Consider the following 16,320-nt stretch of genomic DNA (forward strand, 5'->3'; position numbering starts at 1 on the left):
GTTTCCGCAGTATCTGCGGTGCGGAGCCCGCGTGAGCCGAGTGGCAATCCCGACAAGACCGCGTTAGATGAATTAATATCCGAGAGGAAATTTTATAACGCGGAAGATGGAAACACAGTAACAATATGGTGACGGGCCGACACACCCGGCGGTCGCCGGACGACCTGCCGCCCGACGACACCACGGCGTTCCTGACCCTCCTGAACGAGCTCAAGGCCACCGGCTGCAACCTGCTGGTCGTCGGGGACGCGCCCCGCGAGGCGTTCACTCGCGCGAGCGCGCAGCTGTTCGGCGACGCCGACGTGCTGCGCCACCGGGTGCTCGCCGTCACCGACGCGACCCCCGGGATCGTCGCGGATCGGCTCCCGGACCCCGGGGAGGCGCCACGACCGATCGCCGAGACGACCCGGCTCGTGACCCACGCGGGCGTCCCGCGGTCGGCCGCAGCCGACGCCGAGCTCCCGCCCGAACTCGCCGACGTCCGCGAGACCCGCATCGCCGACCCCGAGCTCCGGGGGCTCGAGGCGGCGCTGGTCGACGCCATCGACGACGCCGCCGATGCGGCCGAGCACCTCTCGGCGGCCGACCTCCGGGTCGGGGTCGACTCGCTCGCGCCGCTGCTCGACCACTACGGCGTCGACGTCGTCCGGCGCTGCCTCGAAGGGGTCGGCGAGCGCGTCCGGGACTACCGGGCGATGGCCCACTACGTCCTCCCGGTCGCCCGCGACGCCGACCCGGTGCGGGCGCTGGCCTCGCAGGCGGACGCCGTCATCGAGCTCCGGGCCGTCGAACCCGCGGACCGCGACCGGAACGCCCAGCAGCGATGGCACGTCCCGGCCCGCGACATCACGACCGAGTGGACTCCGCTCTGAAGGGGTGCCGACAGTCGCCCGCGCCGAGAATCGGCCGCAGATCGCGTTCGCTCGGCAGTCGTCCCGTCCCCGAAAAATGAGAAGCGAGGCGGTTCGCTACTGGATGTCGGTCGTGTTGTACATCTGCCGGCTCGGCCCCGCCGCACCGAACTTCGAGATATCGACGTTCTGATACCAGAACCGCTCGTCGGTCTGGTGGTAGACCGGCAGGAACGTCACGTCCTCCCAGTTGGCCTCCTCGATCTGGACGTACGCCTCGTTGCGCGCCTGCTGGGCCTGGTCGGTCGGCGCGGCGTTGTTCTGTATCCGCTCCCAGGCCTGCGTGGCCTGCTGGGCCGCCTGGGTGTCCGACCAGTTCGTGTACGAGATGGGTGCGTCCATCGACGTGTCGGTCATCGGCGGGTTCAGCAGCTGCAGGAAGTTGTCCGGCGCGGGCCAGTCCATCACCCACCCCAGCGAGTACGCCTGCAGGTTGCCCTCGCGCCCGCGCTGGAGCAGCGTCGAGAACGGCGCCCGTTCGATGTTCAGCTGGATGTGCGCGCTGGCGAGCTTGTCCCGCATCAGCTGTGCCACCTGCTGCCAGACGTTGGACTCGTAGATGGTGAGGGTAAACTGGTACCGGTTGTTCGGTCCGTAGCCCGCATCCTCCATCACCTGCCTGGCCTGGTCGAGCTGGGTCTGGTTGTACCCGTACGGGTAGTTCTGGCTGGCGTGCTGGTCGTAGGCGTCGGGGCCGCCGGGGTAGATGTTCGGCGGCGTGAAGTGGTAGGCCGCCGTGCCGCGGCCCTTGAACACCTGCTCGACCTGCTGTTGCTGGTTCATCGCGTAGGCGACCGCCTGCCGGGCGGGCTTCTCGACCCGGTTCGTGTTGAAGCCGAGGTAGTAGGCGCTGATGGTCGAGACCCCGAGGTAGTTCAGCGTCTCGCCGTTCCGGACCGGCCCGTAGGTGCCGACGTCCCGACCGAGGTCGTCGGTCCGCTCGACGGTGAGCTTCGACGGGTCGAAGAAGGTCGTCGGAATCGGGAAGTAGTCGGCGTTCTGGTTCATCGAGTAGGTGTACTGGGCGTTGTCGTCCTCGATGATGCGCCAGTTGACCGCGTCCAGATTCGGGCCCTCGCCGTGGTAGTTGTCGAACGCGCTCACCTCGGCCTCGTCGTTGGGCGCCCACGTCTCGAACTCGAAGGGACCGGCGCCGATGGGGTTGCTGGTCGCGAACTCCTGATAGGGCATCTCCCCGTCGTACCCCTCGATGTCGCCCAGGATGCCCTCCGGGAGCGCGGCGAACGACGTGTACGCCAGCATCGGGAGCGTCGCGTGGAACGGCTGGTCCATGGAGAACCGGAGGGTGTAGTCGTCGACCGCCTCGACCGCGAGCGAGCCGGACTGGTACACCTCCTGGCCGTCCTGCTGGGTCGTCTCGTGCTGGATGCCGATGGAGTCGAGGATGAAGTACGCCCGTCGGGACTCCTCGGAGGCGGCGAGTCGCTCCCACGAGTAGACGAAGTCCTGGGCCGTGACCTCGCCGTAGTCCCCGTGGAACTGCGCGCCCTCTTTGAGGTTGAACGTGTACGTGGTGAAGTCGTCGGAGGTCTCGTACCCGGTCGCCAGCTGGGTCTGGACCTCGATCTCCCCGTTCGGATAGTTCATCAGGGCGTCGAACACGTTCTGGATCACCGTCCCGGAGGCGGTGTCGGTCGCCTTGATGGGGTCCAGCGTGCTCATCGTTCCGGTGTTGATGAGATTCAGCGTGCCGCCGCCACCCCCCTGCTGCTGCGTGGTCGTCTCCTGACCCGCCGCAGTTCCCGAAATCGCGACTGCCGATGCCGCCCCGCCGGTCGCTTTGAGGAAGGACCGGCGCGACATGTTGGATTTCTCGGACATGCAAATAGAAGGACCACGGAGCGACATATGTATTTAATTATTTATGATTTGATGGTCACTTTTTGGTAAAACCGAAACAGTTGGTGCGAGTTTTGCCGCGACTATCCAAAAAGAAACCCAACAGCGGGAAAACCGAACGCCGAGTTTCGGTGAACCAACGGCGGCCCGTCGAGAAACCGAGTGCGTTCGCACCGTGCGGGACACCGTGCACCCGACGGCGGCGCCCGGACGATTACGGCAGGCGTACGCCCGGACAGGCCGAGTCGGAACTCCGGAAGCCCCGCGTTATACCCGGAGCGGCCGCCGTCGCGAACGGACAGTCCGCGCATAACAAAGTGTCGGCCGGGCGACGGTCCGCCGAACGACGTCATGACGCGAACACGTCTCGTCGACGCACTGCGCGCAGACCGCGCCACCTCGCCGGCCGTCGGCGCGGTCCTGATGGTCGCCATCACGGTGGTGCTGGCGACGGCGGCGGGGACCCAGCTGTTCGGCCTCGCGGGCAGTCAGCAGGGCGCGTACGCCACCGCGACCGTCGACTACTCGACGAGCGAGAACCGGGTGACTGTGACGTGGCTGGCGACCGCCGGCGCCGAGAAGGTGAAAGTGAGGATCCTGGTGGGCGACGAGCGCCGGACGGTCGAACTCGACGGGGTGGGCGACCGCGTCGAGGTCGACGAGCGGGGCGTGTCACTGAGCACGGGCGCCGTTGGCCACTTCTCGTCGCCCAAGCTCTCGGACGGCGACCGGGTGACGGTGACCGTCGTCGCCGTGAAGGGCGGCGACTCGGTCGTGGTGGCCGACCGGAGCGCGACGGTGTGAACCGGCGCCGGCCGAACTGTATCGGGGTGACGCGACCCACACCGGAGGCGGAGCGCGTCCGCGCGAACGGGAAACAGACACATTACCGGGCGCGTCCTACGACCCGGCATGAGCATCGGTCGGGCGACCCACGGGGAGCGCGAGACGGCGTTCGACTGGCTGGCCGCGCTGCTCGCGCTCGGTCTCGCGGCCATCCACGCCTACCTGGCGGCGACGACCGACGAACCCCGGTTCTACGTCGTGGCAGGGCTGTTCGTCGTCGGCGTCCTGTTCTTCTTCACGGGCTACTGGCGCGCGATGGTCTACCTGGTCGCGGCGGTGTACGTCGCCACGCTGGGCGTGCTCTGGCTGCTGGGCGGGATGGAGTACCGGAGCGCGGGGCTGCTGACGGGCGCGATGAGCGTCGCCTTCCTCGGACTCTCGGTCTACCTCTTCCTCCGGGAGTCCGGGAGAATGTGAAGCCACGGAGTCGGAGCGACGAGCGTGAAGAGAGCGGGCGGGCGCTACTCCACGTACATCGAGTAGGTGATGACGGCGAAGCCGGCCGCGGTCAGCGCGCTCTCGATTATCAGGACCAGGGTCCGGTCGACGCCGACGACCTGGTCGGCGATGCCGGCGAGGAACGCGCCGAGCGTGACCACGCCGAAGCCGAGTGCGAGCGCCCCCAGCGCCGGCGATTCGGTCCGGCGGTAGGCCTTGTAGGCGAAGAAGGTGGTGAGCCCGCCGAGGGTGAGCGCGATCGTCTTGAGCACCACCACGAGCAGCGTGACCGTGAGCAGTTCCCCCGTCACGTCTCCTTGCGCACCTCCGACCACATGTCCGCGAGCCGCTCCTCGGCCGAGCGGGTCGGCCGAGAGACGCTCACCTCGAGCTCCCGGTCCTCGGTCAGCGCGAACGACACCTCCTCGAAGTCGACGTCGTACCGGGTCGTGTGGTGCCCGTCGCTCCGGACCTCGGTCAGCTCCGAGAGGAGCGACGCCTCGGTCAGTACGTCGAGCTTGCGGTAGACGGTCGAGAGCGGGATGTCGGCCGCCTCGGAGATCTCGCTCGCTGTCATGGGTTCGTCGAGTTGTCTGACGATGGCCCGGCAGTCCGGGTCGTCGAGGGCGTCGAGGACCGCCTGGAGGTCAGGCGCGTCCTCCACGCCGACCGGGTCTCGAACCATCCGTCCGCAATTTCCGACAGGGAATACATAACTGGTTCGACTTCAGCGACCGCGGCGCCGGCGGCGACTCCCGACCGCACGTGTTCGCTTGGTCCGAGAGAACGCGCGACACACCGAACACGTTCGAGCGCCGTCCCAGTCGCTGGGAATCACCGTCGGCGCTCTTTAAGTAGCCCATCAAAGCTGGAACTGTACCAATGACCGACATCGGAGCCCCCGGAGACGGCCCGTCTCGACGCGACTTCCTGAAAGCGACCGGCGCCGGCGGCCTGGCCGCCGCCGCCGGCTGTACCGCCCCGACCGGCCGCGACCAACAGACCACCCAGCAGCGAGCCATGCAATCCCAGACCTCACTTCCATCCACGAGCCCCCCCGAGATCGTGAACGTCGACGAACAGGGCGGTAAGGTCACGCTCAAGTCCGCGCCCGCGACGCACGCGGTCCACCCCCTGGACTCGATGGGCGGCCCCGTCGAGCTCCCGCAGGTGTGGGCGTTCCAGGCCGACGACCGCGACCCCAGCGTCCCCGGTCCCATCCTCCGGACGACGGAGGGCGAGGACATGGAGGTCACCCTGGACAACACCGAGGGCAAGCGCCCCCACACGCTCCACTTCCACGGCGTCCAGAAGACGTGGGAGAACGACGGCGTGCCCACGACCACCGGCATCACCGTCGAGCCCGGCGAGAAGCACACCTACCAGATCCCCGCAAACGTGCCCGGCACCCACCTCTACCACTGCCACTTCCAGACGCCGCGGCACATCGAGATGGGCATGTTCGGCATCCTCCGGGTCGACCCGAAGGGGTACGAGCCCGCCGACCGGGAGTACTTCATGACCCTCAAGGAGTGGGACTCCTCGCTCTCGCGGATGATGGCCGGCGAAAGCGCGAGCTACAACCCGCGCAAGCGCAACCCCGACGTGTTCACCATCAACGGCAAGTCCGCGCCCCGGACGCTCCACCCCGAAGACGGCTCGCCTATCATCGTCAAGCAGGGCGAGACGGTCCGACTCCACATGGTCAACGGCGGGTACATGTCCCACCCGATGCACATCCACAACCACCGGTTCCAGCGCGTCGAGAAGGACGGCGGCGTCATCCCGGAGGCCGCCCGCCACGACATGGACGTGACCAACATCGCGCCCGCCGAGCGCCACACCATCGAGTTCACCGCCGACGCCGACCCCGGCATCTACCTGATGCACTGCCACAAGGTCAACCACGTGATGAACGGCCGGTCGTACCCCGGCGGGATGCTCAACGGCGTCGTCTACGAGTCGGCGATGGACACCGACATCTTCGCCCAGCTGATGGAGTACGCCGGCTACCAGGGGTAGGACGATGACGCGAGGCTACACTCGCCGGCAAGCAATCAAAGCCGGCGCAGCGGCGACGGCGGCGGCCGGCGCGACCGGACTCGCCGGCCCCGCGGCGGCCCAGTCCGGCGGTGACCTCTCGTCGTGGTTCGAGGGCGTCTCGAACTACGACGGGATCGTCGACGAGACGGGCCAGTCGGAGGTCACAGTCGAAGTGGGCGCGGCGGGCAACAACGGCAACTTCGCGTTCGGGCCGGCCGCGATCCGCGTGGACCCCGGGACGACGGTCGTCTGGGAGTGGACCGGGAAGGGCGGCAGCCACAACGTCGCGGCCGAGGACGGCTCGTTCGAGAGCGAGATGACCGGCTCGACCGGCCACACCTTCGAGCAGACGTTCGACGAGACTGGCATCACGAAGTACGCCTGCACACCCCACAAGGCGATGGGAATGAAGGGCGCGGTCGTGGTCGGCGACGAGGCCGCGTCGTCGGCCGAATCTACCGGCGGCGTGACGCTGGGCGCGAACGAGTACGCGATCGGCGGGAGCGTGCTCGCGGGGCTGCTCTCGCCGCTGGCCTTCGCGCTGGTGCTGTTCAAGCGCGACCCCGACAGAGGGGAGCGGTAGCGGTCGGACGACAGCGGTCATCGCGGTCGGTATCCGTCTCTCACGCGCTTCTTCCATTCGTTTCACCGTCGGACCGCTCTTCTCGCGCGATCTCTCGGCCACGCAAGGACTTATCGTCCGCCGTCGAGAACCGTCGGTGATGCCCGAAACCGACTCCTCCGCCGGCTCATCCCGCGTTCTCGGCCCGATTCGGATCGTCGGGACCTCCCTCGCCCGCCAGTTACTGGGCTTCGTTCTCGCGTTCGTCGGCCTCCAGATACTCGCCTGGGCGCTCCGGAGCGGGTCGGTCGGCTCCGGCGTCGCGCACGCGGCCATCGGGACGTTCGTCGCGCTCAACGGTCTGTATCTCGGCGGGGTTCGCCCCCGATAGCGCCGCGCCGACCGGAGAGGATCCGGGAACCGGCGACCGAGCGGCGCGAACGGGCTCGAGAGGCTCCGTTGAAATCCCCAATTGGTGATATGTTTCAGTAACCGTGCTGAATACACAGCGCGTATCGGTCACTCGAGCACGGACAGGGACCGAGCAATATCAGATGAAGTACCCGGACTGATGGATATTGGAAGCACTAGAGTACGTGCATCGGTGACTTGTACGGATAACAAAAACTTCGGCTGCCAGGGTAGCTCCGAGTAGAGTAGATCCGCTGTGCTTGGAGACACGAGTGTGTGCCCACGCTCTATCGCAACCCTGAGCAGATGCTGGGAATTATATACAAGAGAGAGACCATTGTGAGTCGGGAACGCCACAATGGTATCACTACTAGCCGTAGCTGGTGTCGTTGTCGCCGTGTTCGTCGGGTTCAACATTGGCGGGTCGTCGACGGGCGTGTCATTCGGTCCGGCAGTCGGCTCGCGCCTCGTTCGGAAGACGACGGCAGGGGTCCTGTTCGTCGGTTTCGCGCTTCTTGGCGCGTGGACCGTCGGTCGGAACGTCATCGCCACAATGAGTAGCAGCATCGTACCTGCAGCCCAGTTCACACCCATCGCAAGCGTCGCCGTCTTGTTTTTCACCGGCGCGTCGCTACTCATCTCGAATCTCTACGGCGTTCCAGCCTCGACCTCGATGACGGCCGTCGGCGCCATCGTCGGACTCGGTCTCGCGTCCGGAACGCTCAACCAGGCACTCATGTTCACCATCGTTTCGGCGTGGATCATTGCGCCGCTATTGAGTTTGACCATCGGGGTCGTGGTCGGGCGCTACATCTATCCGTACCTCGATCGTTACGTCGCGTTCACGAAGTTCGATCTCCACCTCATCCAACTCGACCGGTCGGGATCGATTCCGCGTCCGCGATTTAACACGAACGCGTCGCTGCAGGACATCGCTGGATCGCTCTCGGTGGTCGTCATCGCCTGTTATATGGCGTTCTCCGCGGGTGCGTCGAACGCGGCGAACGCCGTGGCGCCCCTCGTCGGCGAGGGAGGGTCACTGACGGTCAATCAGGGAGTCCTGCTCGCGGTGTTCGCCTTCGGGTTGGGCAGTTTCACCATCGCCCGCCGCACGCTGGAGACGGTCGGAGACGATATCACGGAGCTCCCAATCCTCGCGTCGCTGATCGTTTCCATCGTGGGTGGCACCGTCATCACGATCCTCTCCTACTTGGGGATACCCGCGAGTCTGGCGGTGAGTACGACATCGACGATTATCGGGCTCGGGTGGGGTCGGGCGAGTCGAGCGGCGACACTGGCAGAACTGGCGACACCCGCGCCCGAAAATCCGGATCTGGATGTCTCGACGGGAGCGTTGGTCACCTCACGCGTCGAAGAGGCTCCTGCAAGCCCGACGATCGGGGATATCGCCCGACACGAGGAACCCGTAGACGAACCGAAGGAGATGCCGGACGTGCCGGATATCGGCGCGGAAGGGCCGGCTGATCTCGACGAGCAAAGTCTTTTCGACCCGAGGGCAGCCAAGCGTATCGTCGTACTGTGGGTGTTGACGCCGACACTGTCGGTTGTTGCCTCCTACCCGGTATTCGCGTTCTTGTTGTGAACGAGAGTCGGAGAACTCGCGGAAGGCGAGGCTCTTTATCTCGGAGAGCACAGACTGCTGACGACAGGTGTCGCGGATCGGCGAGGATTGTATCGAAGATTAGATTCGATGCATCTGACGACTTATTCTCAATTCTCTGTATCATACCTCAATCCCCGACTCACCGTGATTCTCGTGAAGTGTTCTCTCTGCTCATGCTCTGTCCCAACGACAGAGCCTCTGAATTCAGCACAATTCCGACCAGGTGCTGAGGGTATCAACAAAGCCACTCAAGAACGATCGGTCGAATCCGCTCGGAAGCGCCCGGAGGCCCACGTGAAGACGGCGAACAGGACCCAGGAAATCCCGAGCCAGACGAACCAATCGACACCGAAGAACCCGATGTCGCTCGGTCGGGTCAGACCCAGGTAGACCGCCGCGAGTCCGAGCACGAAGTAGAGGAGGGCGCCGTACCGTTCGAGCCACGCCATCAGCCGGTCGGGCGTCAGCCATTCGAGCGGAGCCATCGCCGTGCCGGGGACCAACGGTCGCGCCGGTGATAAGTGTCCGCCCGGAAAAACGACCATCTCGATGCCGCGGCCAGTGCCCGCAGCCGCCGGGAGTTGCGGACCGAGAACCGGCGACCTACCGGTACCCGTCCCGCCCCTCCGCGGCCAGATTCCGAAGCTTCGCCACGCGCTCGACGGTCGGCGGGTGGGTCTCAACGTCGACCGGGAGGCCGGCGAGCGGGTCCTCGCCCTCGGCGGGCTCCGTCCGGACGATGCCGTGGGGCAGGAAGCAGAGCTCCCGGACGCCGCCGGCCCGGGCGTCCTCGGTCGGGGGCGCGGGCGCGTCGTCGTCGAGCGTCTCCAGCGCGGCCGCCATCGCCGCGGGGTCGCCCGCGAGCAGCGCGCCGGCGCGGTCGGCCGCGAACTCCCGGTACCGCGAGAGCCGGCCGCTCAGGACCACGACCGGGAGCGCCAGCAGGCCGAGCGCGACCCCGCCGAACAGCGCGGTGAACACGACCAGGCCGGCGAACGCCAGCAGCGACTCGGCGCCGAACGGGGGCGCGTCGACCAGCGCGGTGCTGACCGCGTAGCCGACCACGCCGGCGAGGCCGAGCGCGACCGTCCGGACCGGGCCGGCGGCCCCGGAGAACAGCGAGTACTCGTCGTTGGCCAGCGCGGGGAGGAACGTCGCCAGGGTCATCACCGCGGCGTCGCGGTTCCGGAGGTGCGCGAGCTCGTGGGCCAGCACCGCGTCGAGCTCGTCGCCGTCGAGTCGGTCGAGCAGCCCGGTCGAGACCACGACGGTCCCGCCGCGGAGGTCGCCGACGGTGAAGCTGTTGGGGACGTCGGTCTCGGCGACCGCGAGGGTCGGTGGGGTCACGCCGGCGGTCTGGGCCAGCCGTCGGAGCCGGCCGTGGAGGTCGGGGTACGCCGACTCGTCGACCGGGCGGGCGTCGGCCGCCGCCAGCGCCTCGTTGCAGGTGTACCGGAGCTGGGCCCACGCGAGCGCGAGCGTGGCCAGCCCGACGAGCGCGACCCACGCGCCGACGGGCAGGCTCCCGCCGACCAGCGGCAGGAGCCACGGCCGGAGCAGGTACGCGAGGACGCCCACGAACAGCGCGTCGGCGGCCAGCACGAGCGCCAGGGTGGCCGCGACGCGCCGGCCGAGGGCCGAGCGGTCCGACGGGCGGTCGTTCGGAGGGGAGTCTCGGGACATGGAGGGCGGGCTGACTGGGCCTATGACGGAGAGGAAGATATATCTGACTGAAAGTTTTCCTCTCGTTCGTGGCACACGAACGCCGCCGCGCCGCCCTCGCCGCCCTCTGCGTCTTCGCCGTCGCCGTCGCCGCCACCCTCCTGCCCGCCAGCGGTTTCGGGAGCCAGCCCGCTGGCGTCGGCATCGGCGGCGGCGGTCCCGACGCACCGCCCGGCGCCGGAGGCGGCACCGACGTCGAGCGACAGCCGACCACCGCAACGTCCCCGCCGACGGTCACGACGACGAGCGGTCGAGACGAGACCACGACGACTACGACAACCACTACCACCACGACGACGACCGCCGCCGCCGGCGAAGGTGACGTCGGCGGAGGCGGCGGCGAGGACCTGCTGGGCGCCGCCGCCCTCGCCGCGCTCGGTCTCGTCGGCGGCCTCGCCGTCGTCGGGTTCTGGAACGGCACGCTGGCGCTCGGCACGGCCGGCGGAGCGATACCGTTCACCCTCACGGTCGGCGGCACTCCCATCGGCGCGCTGATCGGGGGCGTCCCGACCCGGACGATGTCGCTGGTCGTGGGGCTGTCGGGCGCCGTCCCGCGGCTGCTCGACGACGCCGCGTCGCTGACCGGGGCGGTCGGCAGCGGCCTCGGCAGCGTCCTGGGGGCCGCCGGTCGCGGGACCGTGGAGGCCCTCCGGATCGGCGCCGGGGGCCTGGCCGCGACGTTCACCGCGGTCCCCCGCGCGCTCGCCGGCCTCGGCGCCGGCGGGGGCCTGTTCGCCAGCCTCGGCAGCGTCAGCGTGCCGAGCTTCGGCGGCGGGAGCGAGAGCGCGGACGCCGGAACCGCCGGCGGCCGCCGGACCGCCGAGCCCGAGGACGTCCGACCGCCGACCGTCGAGGAGGCCTGGGAGGCGCTGCGCGACCGGGTACCGGTGCGGAACCGCCGCGCCCGGACGCCCGGCGAGGTCGCCCGGGCCGCCGCGCGCCGGGGCTATCCCGACGAGGCGGTCCGACGGCTCACCGACGCCTTCAGGGAGGTCAGGTACGGTGACCTGCCCCGGGACGCCCGGACCGACTCGGCCCGGTCGGCGCTCGACCGGCTCCGCGACTACTGGGGTGACGACGAGTGATTCCGCGGCTCCTCGGCCGCGCAGTCGCGCGGCTCCAGCGGCCCCGCACGCTCCGGATTCTCGGCGGGGGCGCGCTCGCGCTGGCGCTGGGCGTCGCCTTCCTGCCGCGGCTCTTCCCGGCCGCGGTGTTCCGCCCGCTGTCGGCGCTGGTCGCCTCGCCGGCGGCCATCCTCCTCTTCGGCGCGGCGGCGGGCCTGCTCGGCGTCCAGGCGGTGCGCGCGTCCGCGACCGGCGCGGTCGACGACGCCGACCGGGCCGACCGCTGGACGCCGACCAGACCGCCCGAGCGGGCCTACTACGACGAGTACCGGACCGCCGGTGACGACGTCGACGCGGTGTTCGACGTCGCGCCCGACGAGGCCGACAACTTCGCCTCGGGCCGCCGGAAGGCGCACAAGCGGATCCTGCAGACCGCCATTTCAGTCGTCGCCGACGTCGAGGGCGTCGACCGCGATACCGCCGCCGACCTGGTCGGGTCGGGCGCGTGGACCGACGACCCGCGGGCGGCCGCCTTCCTCGGCAGGCGCAACTACGCGCCGCTCCGGATCCGCATCCGGGACTGGGCCAGCGGCGAGCACTTCGAGCGGTGGGCCGACCGCGCGGTCGCCGAGATCGAGGCGCTCGACCGCGACGACGTGAGCGACCGCGAGCGCATCGACGCCCGCGACCGGTCGCCCGTCACCGAGACCGACGAGGAGCCGGTCGTCGAGGACCCGGCGGACGTCCCGGGACCGGGAATCAACGACAGTCCCGTCGAGAAGAGCGAACCGGCCGAAGCCGCGACAGCCGGCGAGACGGGTGAATCCGTCGGAAGTGCCGAGACCGACGAGAGCGGGGAAGCGGCCGAGAGCGCCGCCGTGACCGCCGACGGCGAGGCGACCGACGCGGAGCAGGAGGTGGCGGGGCGATGAACCCCGGCGTCCTCGCCACCCTCCTCCTGCTGGGCGCGCTGGCGGTCATCTACGCCGCCGCGTTCCGGGTCGCGAGCAACGAATCGGGCCCGACCGACCGCGACCCGGGCGGGTCCGACTCCGGCGACGAAGCCGACGATTCGGACGCGGAGGCGGCCGACCGGCCGGGCGAAGCGGCGGCCGGTGACGGATCGGAAGCCGGCGACGGGTCGGCCGACGACGACGGCCCGCCGGCGGTCAGCGTCGGCCCGCGGTGGGACCCGGGGACGACCGTGGCCCTGCTCGCGGGCGCGGGCGGCATCCTGACGCGGAACACGACGATGTTCCTCGCCGGGGTCGTCGGCTTCGCGTTCGCGGCCTACCGGTACGGCACCCGAGCGCCGTCGCTCGACGTGGCGGTCGAGCGCACCGTCTCCGACCGGTCCCCGCTGCCGAGCAGGGACGTCGAGGTCGCCCTGACCGTGCGCAACGAGGGCGACGAACCGCTTCCGGACCTCCGAGTCGTCGACGCGGTCCCCGAGCAGTTGAGCGTCGTCTCCGGGTCGCCCCGCCACTGCACCAGCCTCCGGCCGGGCGAGGAGGCGACGTTCGAGTACGCGGTCCGGGCGCGGCGGGGCATCCACGAGTTCGGCGAGACGACCGTCGTGGCCCGGAACGTCGGCGGGAGCGCCGAGCGGCGCGCGAGCCGGCGGGCCGCGACGCCCGACGCGCACGCCGACGACGCGACCATCACCTGCCGGACCCGGGCCGACGACGTCCCGCTGCCGGCCGACACCTCCTCGCACCCCGGGCAGGTCACCACCGACTCGGGCGGCGAGGGCGTGGAGTTCTACGCCACCCGGGAGTACCAGCCCGCCGACCCGATGAGCCGGATCGACTGGAAGCGCTACGCCAAGACGCGCGAGCTCACCACGGTCGACTTCCGGGAGACCCGGGCCGCGACCGTGCTGGTGGTCGTCGACACCCGGACGCTCGCCCACGTCGCGCGCCGCGACGGCGAACCAGACGCTGTGGAGCTCTGCACGTACGCCGCCGAGCGACTGGTCGAGGCGTTCGTCCGGCGCAACGACCGGGTTGGCCTCGCGCTGTTCGGCCCGGAGGAGCGGTACCTCGACCCCGCCGGCGGCGACGAGCAGGTCGCCCGCATCAGGGCCGAACTCGAGGACACGACCCCGTCCGACGAACTGGACGTGGGCATCTTCTCCGACCGGCGCCGGAAGCGGGCCAACGAGTCGCGGTTCGACACGCTCCGCAAGCGCGTGCCCGCCGGCGCCCAGGTCGTCTTCCTGTCGCCGATGGCCGACGACTACGCGGTCGAGGTCGCACGGCGGTTCCGGGCGTACGGCCACGCCGTGACGGTCGTCAGCCCCGACGTCACGAGCGAGGTGCGGTCGGCCGCGGACGCCGCGCGAGAAACGCCGACCCGCGAGAGCGCCACCCCCGGCGCCGCGCTCGAGCGCATCGAGCGGTCCGAGCGGCTCGCCGCCGTCCGGTCGGCCGGCCTCCAGGTCGTCGACTGGTCGCCCGACGAGCCGATCCGCACCGCCGTCTCGAAGGCCACCGCGAGGTGGTCGGGATGAGTCTGCGCGAGTGGCCCCGGTCCGACGACGAGAACGGGCGGGTCCCCGAGCGCCGGGCCACCCCGTTCGGCGGGACGGTCGCCGTGCTGGTCGCGGTGCTCGCCGGCGTCGCGCTCGGGGCCGCGAACGGGACCATGCGGCCGGTGCTCGGCGGGCTGGCGGGCGCGGTGGTCGTCGCGCTCGGCGTCCGGGCCGTCCAGTCGGAGACGAACGCGCGCCGCGCCGTCGGCAGCGTCGGCATCGTCGCCGGCGTGTCAGGACTCGCGGGCGTCGCGGTGCTCGACGGCGGCGGGCTCGCCCTGCTGGTCGGCTCGGCGGTCGCGGCGGCGGCCGTCAACGCGACCGTCGCGTTCGACGAGCGGGTCGAGCGCCCGGCGGGACAGGCCCTCTGGCGGTCGGCCACGGTGCTCTCCATCGGGGCGGTCGTCGCGGTACTGACTTACTCGGGCGCGCTCGGGACCGTGCTCCGGGTCGGCACCGCCGGCGCCGTCGACGTCGCCACGTCCAGCCTGCTCGCGATGCTGGTCGTGCTCCAGCTGGAGCTGCTGGCGGTCGTCGAACTGCTCCACTGGACGGTGCCGGTGCTCGACCGGTGGCTGCCCGAGCACCGAGACGTCCGGGCCGCGACGCTCGACCGGTTCGACGTCCGCTTCGAGGACGTGCCCAGGGCCTACTGGGCCGCGCTCGGGCTCCAGGTCCTGCTCGCGCTCTCCTCGTGGGGGCCGGCCTGGTTCGCGGGGTTCCTCGAGACGATGTCGGTGTTCGGCCGGGCGGTCGGCCTGGTGCTGGCGACCGGCGTCCTCCACGTCCCGCTGGCCGTCCTGCTGGTCGGGCTCGCGGCCGTGCTGGTCGCCCGGGGGCTCCAGGTGCTGTTCGTCGGGTGGGCCGGCACCGACCCGCCGCGGGCGGTCGCCTACGCCGCCGGCGGAGTCGGGACGTTCGTCGCGGTCGGCCTGCTCGCGGTCGCGCTCCCAGACCCGGCCGGCGGACTCGCCGGCTCCGTCGGCGCCGACTGGGCCGAGACGGTGGCGTCGGTCGGGCTGACCGCGACGGTCGCCGGGTCGGTGGCGGCCGTGCTGTTCGTGGTCGCGGCCGCCCGCCGACTGGTCGCGGTGCTGGTCGCGCCGTGGGTCGCCCGCGACTCGGCCGGCGGATTCACCGTGGCCGCGGCCGCGCTGGTCGTCGCCTCGCTCGCGGTCGCCGACGCCGGCGGGTCGGCGTTCGCGGTCTTCGGCGGCGTCGCCGGTGCGCTCGTCGTCCACGACCTCGGGACCAACGCCGTGGGCCTCGGAGCGCAGGTCGGCTCGGAGGCCGAGACCCGCGCGGGCGAGGCCGCCCACGCGGTCGGAACGCTGCTGGTCGGCGCCGCCGGCGTCGTCCTGGCCGGACTGGTCGCGGTCCTCATGGGGCTGGTCTCGCCGTCGCCCGCGGCCTGGCGGGCCAGGCTCGCTGTCGCGCTCCTGCTGGTCGCGGTGCTGTGCTTCGCGGTGCTGTTCGAGCGGGAGTGATTCCGGAGCTGGCTCTCGTGTCCTCTCGAGGACCGTTCCCCGGAGAGATAGTTTCTCCTCGGAGGACGGCTTCACTCCCGGTCTGCGCCCAGCGTCATCACCGTCACGCGCGCGACCGAGTCGAAGTCCCGGAGGCGGTACACCAGTTCGCGGACCTCCGCGGCCGGACCCCGACAGAACGCGGTCTCCAGGCACCACTCGCCGCGGTGGACGTGGCTGGTCGCGGTGATGACCTCGCCGAACTCGTGCTGGACCGCGTGGAGGTCGTGGACCACGTCGTCGTGCTCGTAGTCGTAGGCCAGCACCGCGGTCACCGGTCCCTCGGTGGACTCCAGTTCGGCGTGGGACTCGACGTACTCGCGCATCGCCTCCCGGACCGCCCGGGAGCGCGAGTCGAGGCCCTGGGCCTGCCACGTCTCGTCGAACGCCGCCAGCACGTCGTTGGGAACGTTGAGACTCGTTCGCATGTCCGCGGCTTGCTCCCCCGTGCGGTTGGGTATTTCGGGTTCCGACCGCCGGCCCGGCGGTCGGGGAGTGCCGTCCCCCGACGCCGCGACGCCACACCAGAACCTTTAAGATTTAGGTTTGCCTAAAGCTCGCGTATGGCCGCACGTTCCGAGGCGAATCGCGACGAAACCCTCGACGAGGACCGCGAAGCGGAGTCCCCCGCGCTCTCGCTGCTCGAGACGCGACCCGGACGACGCGTACTGACCGAAGAGGGCAACACCGACGGCTGGATAGCGACCGACGTGACCGTCGACGTTCTGGAGTAAGAGGCCCCGGCGTCCTTCTGCTGTCGTCGGGCCAAGGGGGCCGACC

At 70.1% G+C, this 16,320-nt stretch carries 17 protein-coding genes and 1 pseudogene; 12 read left to right on the forward strand and 6 right to left on the reverse strand.

Going from position 1 to position 16,320, the window contains the following annotated elements; translation table 11 throughout:
• Positions 1-125: 125 nt before the first annotated feature.
• Positions 126-872, forward strand: coding sequence for a DUF7504 family protein (locus DVR07_RS20255; protein ID WP_115799127.1), 747 nt, complete (start codon positions 126-128; stop codon positions 870-872).
• A gap of 96 nt (positions 873-968) precedes the next feature.
• On the opposite strand, the gene DVR07_RS20260 is transcribed toward DVR07_RS20255, so the two are convergent.
• Positions 969-2,753 (reverse strand): ABC transporter substrate-binding protein, encoded by a 1,785-nt coding sequence (locus DVR07_RS20260; RefSeq protein WP_115799128.1) that lies wholly within the window; start codon positions 2,751-2,753, stop codon positions 969-971.
• Between the two features lie 369 nt (positions 2,754-3,122).
• Between DVR07_RS20260 and DVR07_RS20265 the strand changes: the two genes are divergently transcribed.
• Entirely contained in the window at positions 3,123-3,575 is a 453-nt protein-coding gene (locus DVR07_RS20265; RefSeq protein ID WP_115799129.1) for a type IV pilin, read from the forward strand.
• Between the two features lie 108 nt (positions 3,576-3,683).
• A complete protein-coding gene (locus DVR07_RS20270) occupies positions 3,684-4,034 on the forward strand; it encodes a hypothetical protein (protein WP_115799130.1) in 351 nt (116 codons plus the stop codon).
• Positions 4,035-4,078: 44 nt separating this feature from the next.
• Here the strand turns inward: DVR07_RS20270 and DVR07_RS20275 are convergent, their stop codons facing one another.
• Both DVR07_RS20275 and DVR07_RS20280 read right to left on the reverse strand, forming a co-directional pair.
• Positions 4,079-4,366 (reverse strand): DUF7521 family protein, encoded by a 288-nt coding sequence (locus DVR07_RS20275; RefSeq protein ID WP_240318911.1) that lies wholly within the window; start codon positions 4,364-4,366, stop codon positions 4,079-4,081.
• Positions 4,363-4,740, reverse strand: a complete 378-nt coding sequence (locus DVR07_RS20280; RefSeq protein ID WP_115799131.1) for a winged helix-turn-helix domain-containing protein — start codon at positions 4,738-4,740, stop codon at positions 4,363-4,365. Before DVR07_RS20280 ends, DVR07_RS20275 begins: the two co-directional genes overlap by 4 nt.
• 197 nt (positions 4,741-4,937) lie before the next feature.
• On the opposite strand from DVR07_RS20280, the gene DVR07_RS20285 reads away from it, so the two are divergent.
• The 4 genes and pseudogenes from DVR07_RS20285 to DVR07_RS20300 all read left to right on the forward strand — a co-directional run bounded on the left by DVR07_RS20285 (position 4,938) and on the right by DVR07_RS20300 (position 8,674).
• The gene (locus DVR07_RS20285) at positions 4,938-6,077 is read left to right on the forward strand and encodes a multicopper oxidase domain-containing protein (protein ID WP_115799132.1); all 1,140 of its coding nucleotides are present in this window, start codon (positions 4,938-4,940) and stop codon (positions 6,075-6,077) included.
• Between the two features lie 4 nt (positions 6,078-6,081).
• A pseudogene (locus tag DVR07_RS20290) lies at positions 6,082-6,561 on the forward strand (halocyanin domain-containing protein); the annotation flags it as partial.
• 259 nt (positions 6,562-6,820) lie between these two features.
• Complete coding sequence (locus tag DVR07_RS20295; RefSeq protein ID WP_115799134.1) at positions 6,821-7,051, forward strand: hypothetical protein; 231 nt, start codon at positions 6,821-6,823, stop codon at positions 7,049-7,051.
• A gap of 378 nt (positions 7,052-7,429) precedes the next feature.
• Positions 7,430-8,674, forward strand: a complete 1,245-nt coding sequence (locus DVR07_RS20300; RefSeq protein ID WP_115799135.1) for an inorganic phosphate transporter — start codon at positions 7,430-7,432, stop codon at positions 8,672-8,674.
• A 269-nt stretch (positions 8,675-8,943) separates the two neighbouring features.
• Here DVR07_RS20300 and DVR07_RS20305 read toward each other — a convergent pair whose 3' ends face one another.
• Both DVR07_RS20305 and DVR07_RS20310 read right to left on the reverse strand, forming a co-directional pair.
• Positions 8,944-9,180, reverse strand: coding sequence for a hypothetical protein (locus DVR07_RS20305; protein WP_115799136.1), 237 nt, complete (start codon positions 9,178-9,180; stop codon positions 8,944-8,946).
• A 118-nt stretch (positions 9,181-9,298) separates the two neighbouring features.
• Positions 9,299-10,378 carry a M48 family metalloprotease gene (locus DVR07_RS20310; RefSeq protein ID WP_115799137.1) on the reverse strand — a complete coding sequence of 360 codons (1,080 nt, stop codon included), beginning with the start codon at positions 10,376-10,378 and terminating at the stop codon, positions 9,299-9,301.
• 68 nt (positions 10,379-10,446) lie between these two features.
• On the opposite strand from DVR07_RS20310, the gene DVR07_RS20315 reads away from it, so the two are divergent.
• Genes DVR07_RS20315 through DVR07_RS20330 form a run of 4 tightly spaced genes read left to right on the forward strand, consistent with a single transcriptional unit; the run spans position 10,447 to position 15,501 of the window.
• Positions 10,447-11,502, forward strand: coding sequence for a DUF4129 domain-containing protein (locus tag DVR07_RS20315; RefSeq protein WP_115799138.1), 1,056 nt, complete (start codon positions 10,447-10,449; stop codon positions 11,500-11,502).
• Positions 11,499-12,413 (forward strand): DUF7269 family protein, encoded by a 915-nt coding sequence (locus tag DVR07_RS20320; protein WP_115799139.1) that lies wholly within the window; start codon positions 11,499-11,501, stop codon positions 12,411-12,413. Before DVR07_RS20315 ends, DVR07_RS20320 begins: the two co-directional genes overlap by 4 nt.
• Positions 12,410-13,993: a DUF58 domain-containing protein gene (locus tag DVR07_RS20325; RefSeq protein ID WP_240147638.1), complete on the forward strand. Its 1,584-nt coding sequence runs from the start codon at positions 12,410-12,412 to the stop codon at positions 13,991-13,993. Before DVR07_RS20320 ends, DVR07_RS20325 begins: the two co-directional genes overlap by 4 nt.
• Positions 13,990-15,501, forward strand: coding sequence for a DUF7519 family protein (locus DVR07_RS20330; RefSeq protein WP_115799140.1), 1,512 nt, complete (start codon positions 13,990-13,992; stop codon positions 15,499-15,501). Before DVR07_RS20325 ends, DVR07_RS20330 begins: the two co-directional genes overlap by 4 nt.
• Before the next feature lie 71 nt (positions 15,502-15,572).
• Here DVR07_RS20330 and DVR07_RS20335 read toward each other — a convergent pair whose 3' ends face one another.
• Positions 15,573-15,968, reverse strand: a complete 396-nt coding sequence (locus DVR07_RS20335; protein ID WP_115799141.1) for a CopG family ribbon-helix-helix protein — start codon at positions 15,966-15,968, stop codon at positions 15,573-15,575.
• Between the two features lie 135 nt (positions 15,969-16,103).
• Here DVR07_RS20335 and DVR07_RS22270 point away from each other — a divergent pair, with 135 nt between their 5' ends.
• A complete protein-coding gene (locus tag DVR07_RS22270) occupies positions 16,104-16,274 on the forward strand; it encodes a hypothetical protein (protein ID WP_165881778.1) in 171 nt (56 codons plus the stop codon).
• Positions 16,275-16,320: the final 46 nt, after the last annotated feature.

Origin of the sequence: Halorussus rarus (genome assembly GCF_003369835.1) — an archaeon.
GTDB lineage: Archaea > Halobacteriota > Halobacteria > Halobacteriales > Haladaptataceae > Halorussus > Halorussus rarus.

Excerpts from the sequence above, each read along its gene's own strand:
- DVR07_RS20255 (WP_115799127.1), top strand. The coding sequence starts at position 126 with ATGGTGACGGGCCGACACACCCGGCGGTCGCCGGACGACCTGCCGCCC.
- DVR07_RS20260 (WP_115799128.1), bottom strand. The coding sequence starts at position 2,753 with ATGTCCGAGAAATCCAACATGTCGCGCCGGTCCTTCCTCAAAGCGACC.
- DVR07_RS20265 (WP_115799129.1), top strand. The coding sequence starts at position 3,123 with ATGACGCGAACACGTCTCGTCGACGCACTGCGCGCAGACCGCGCCACC.
- DVR07_RS20270 (WP_115799130.1), top strand. The coding sequence starts at position 3,684 with ATGAGCATCGGTCGGGCGACCCACGGGGAGCGCGAGACGGCGTTCGAC.
- DVR07_RS20280 (WP_115799131.1), bottom strand. The coding sequence starts at position 4,740 with ATGGTTCGAGACCCGGTCGGCGTGGAGGACGCGCCTGACCTCCAGGCG.
- DVR07_RS20285 (WP_115799132.1), top strand. The coding sequence starts at position 4,938 with ATGACCGACATCGGAGCCCCCGGAGACGGCCCGTCTCGACGCGACTTC.
- DVR07_RS20295 (WP_115799134.1), top strand. The coding sequence starts at position 6,821 with ATGCCCGAAACCGACTCCTCCGCCGGCTCATCCCGCGTTCTCGGCCCG.
- DVR07_RS20300 (WP_115799135.1), top strand. The coding sequence starts at position 7,430 with ATGGTATCACTACTAGCCGTAGCTGGTGTCGTTGTCGCCGTGTTCGTC.
- DVR07_RS20305 (WP_115799136.1), bottom strand. The coding sequence starts at position 9,180 with ATGGCTCCGCTCGAATGGCTGACGCCCGACCGGCTGATGGCGTGGCTC.
- DVR07_RS20310 (WP_115799137.1), bottom strand. The coding sequence starts at position 10,378 with ATGTCCCGAGACTCCCCTCCGAACGACCGCCCGTCGGACCGCTCGGCC.
- DVR07_RS20325 (WP_240147638.1), top strand. The coding sequence starts at position 12,410 with ATGAACCCCGGCGTCCTCGCCACCCTCCTCCTGCTGGGCGCGCTGGCG.
- DVR07_RS20330 (WP_115799140.1), top strand. The coding sequence starts at position 13,990 with ATGAGTCTGCGCGAGTGGCCCCGGTCCGACGACGAGAACGGGCGGGTC.
- DVR07_RS20335 (WP_115799141.1), bottom strand. The coding sequence starts at position 15,968 with ATGCGAACGAGTCTCAACGTTCCCAACGACGTGCTGGCGGCGTTCGAC.
- DVR07_RS22270 (WP_165881778.1), top strand. The coding sequence starts at position 16,104 with ATGGCCGCACGTTCCGAGGCGAATCGCGACGAAACCCTCGACGAGGAC.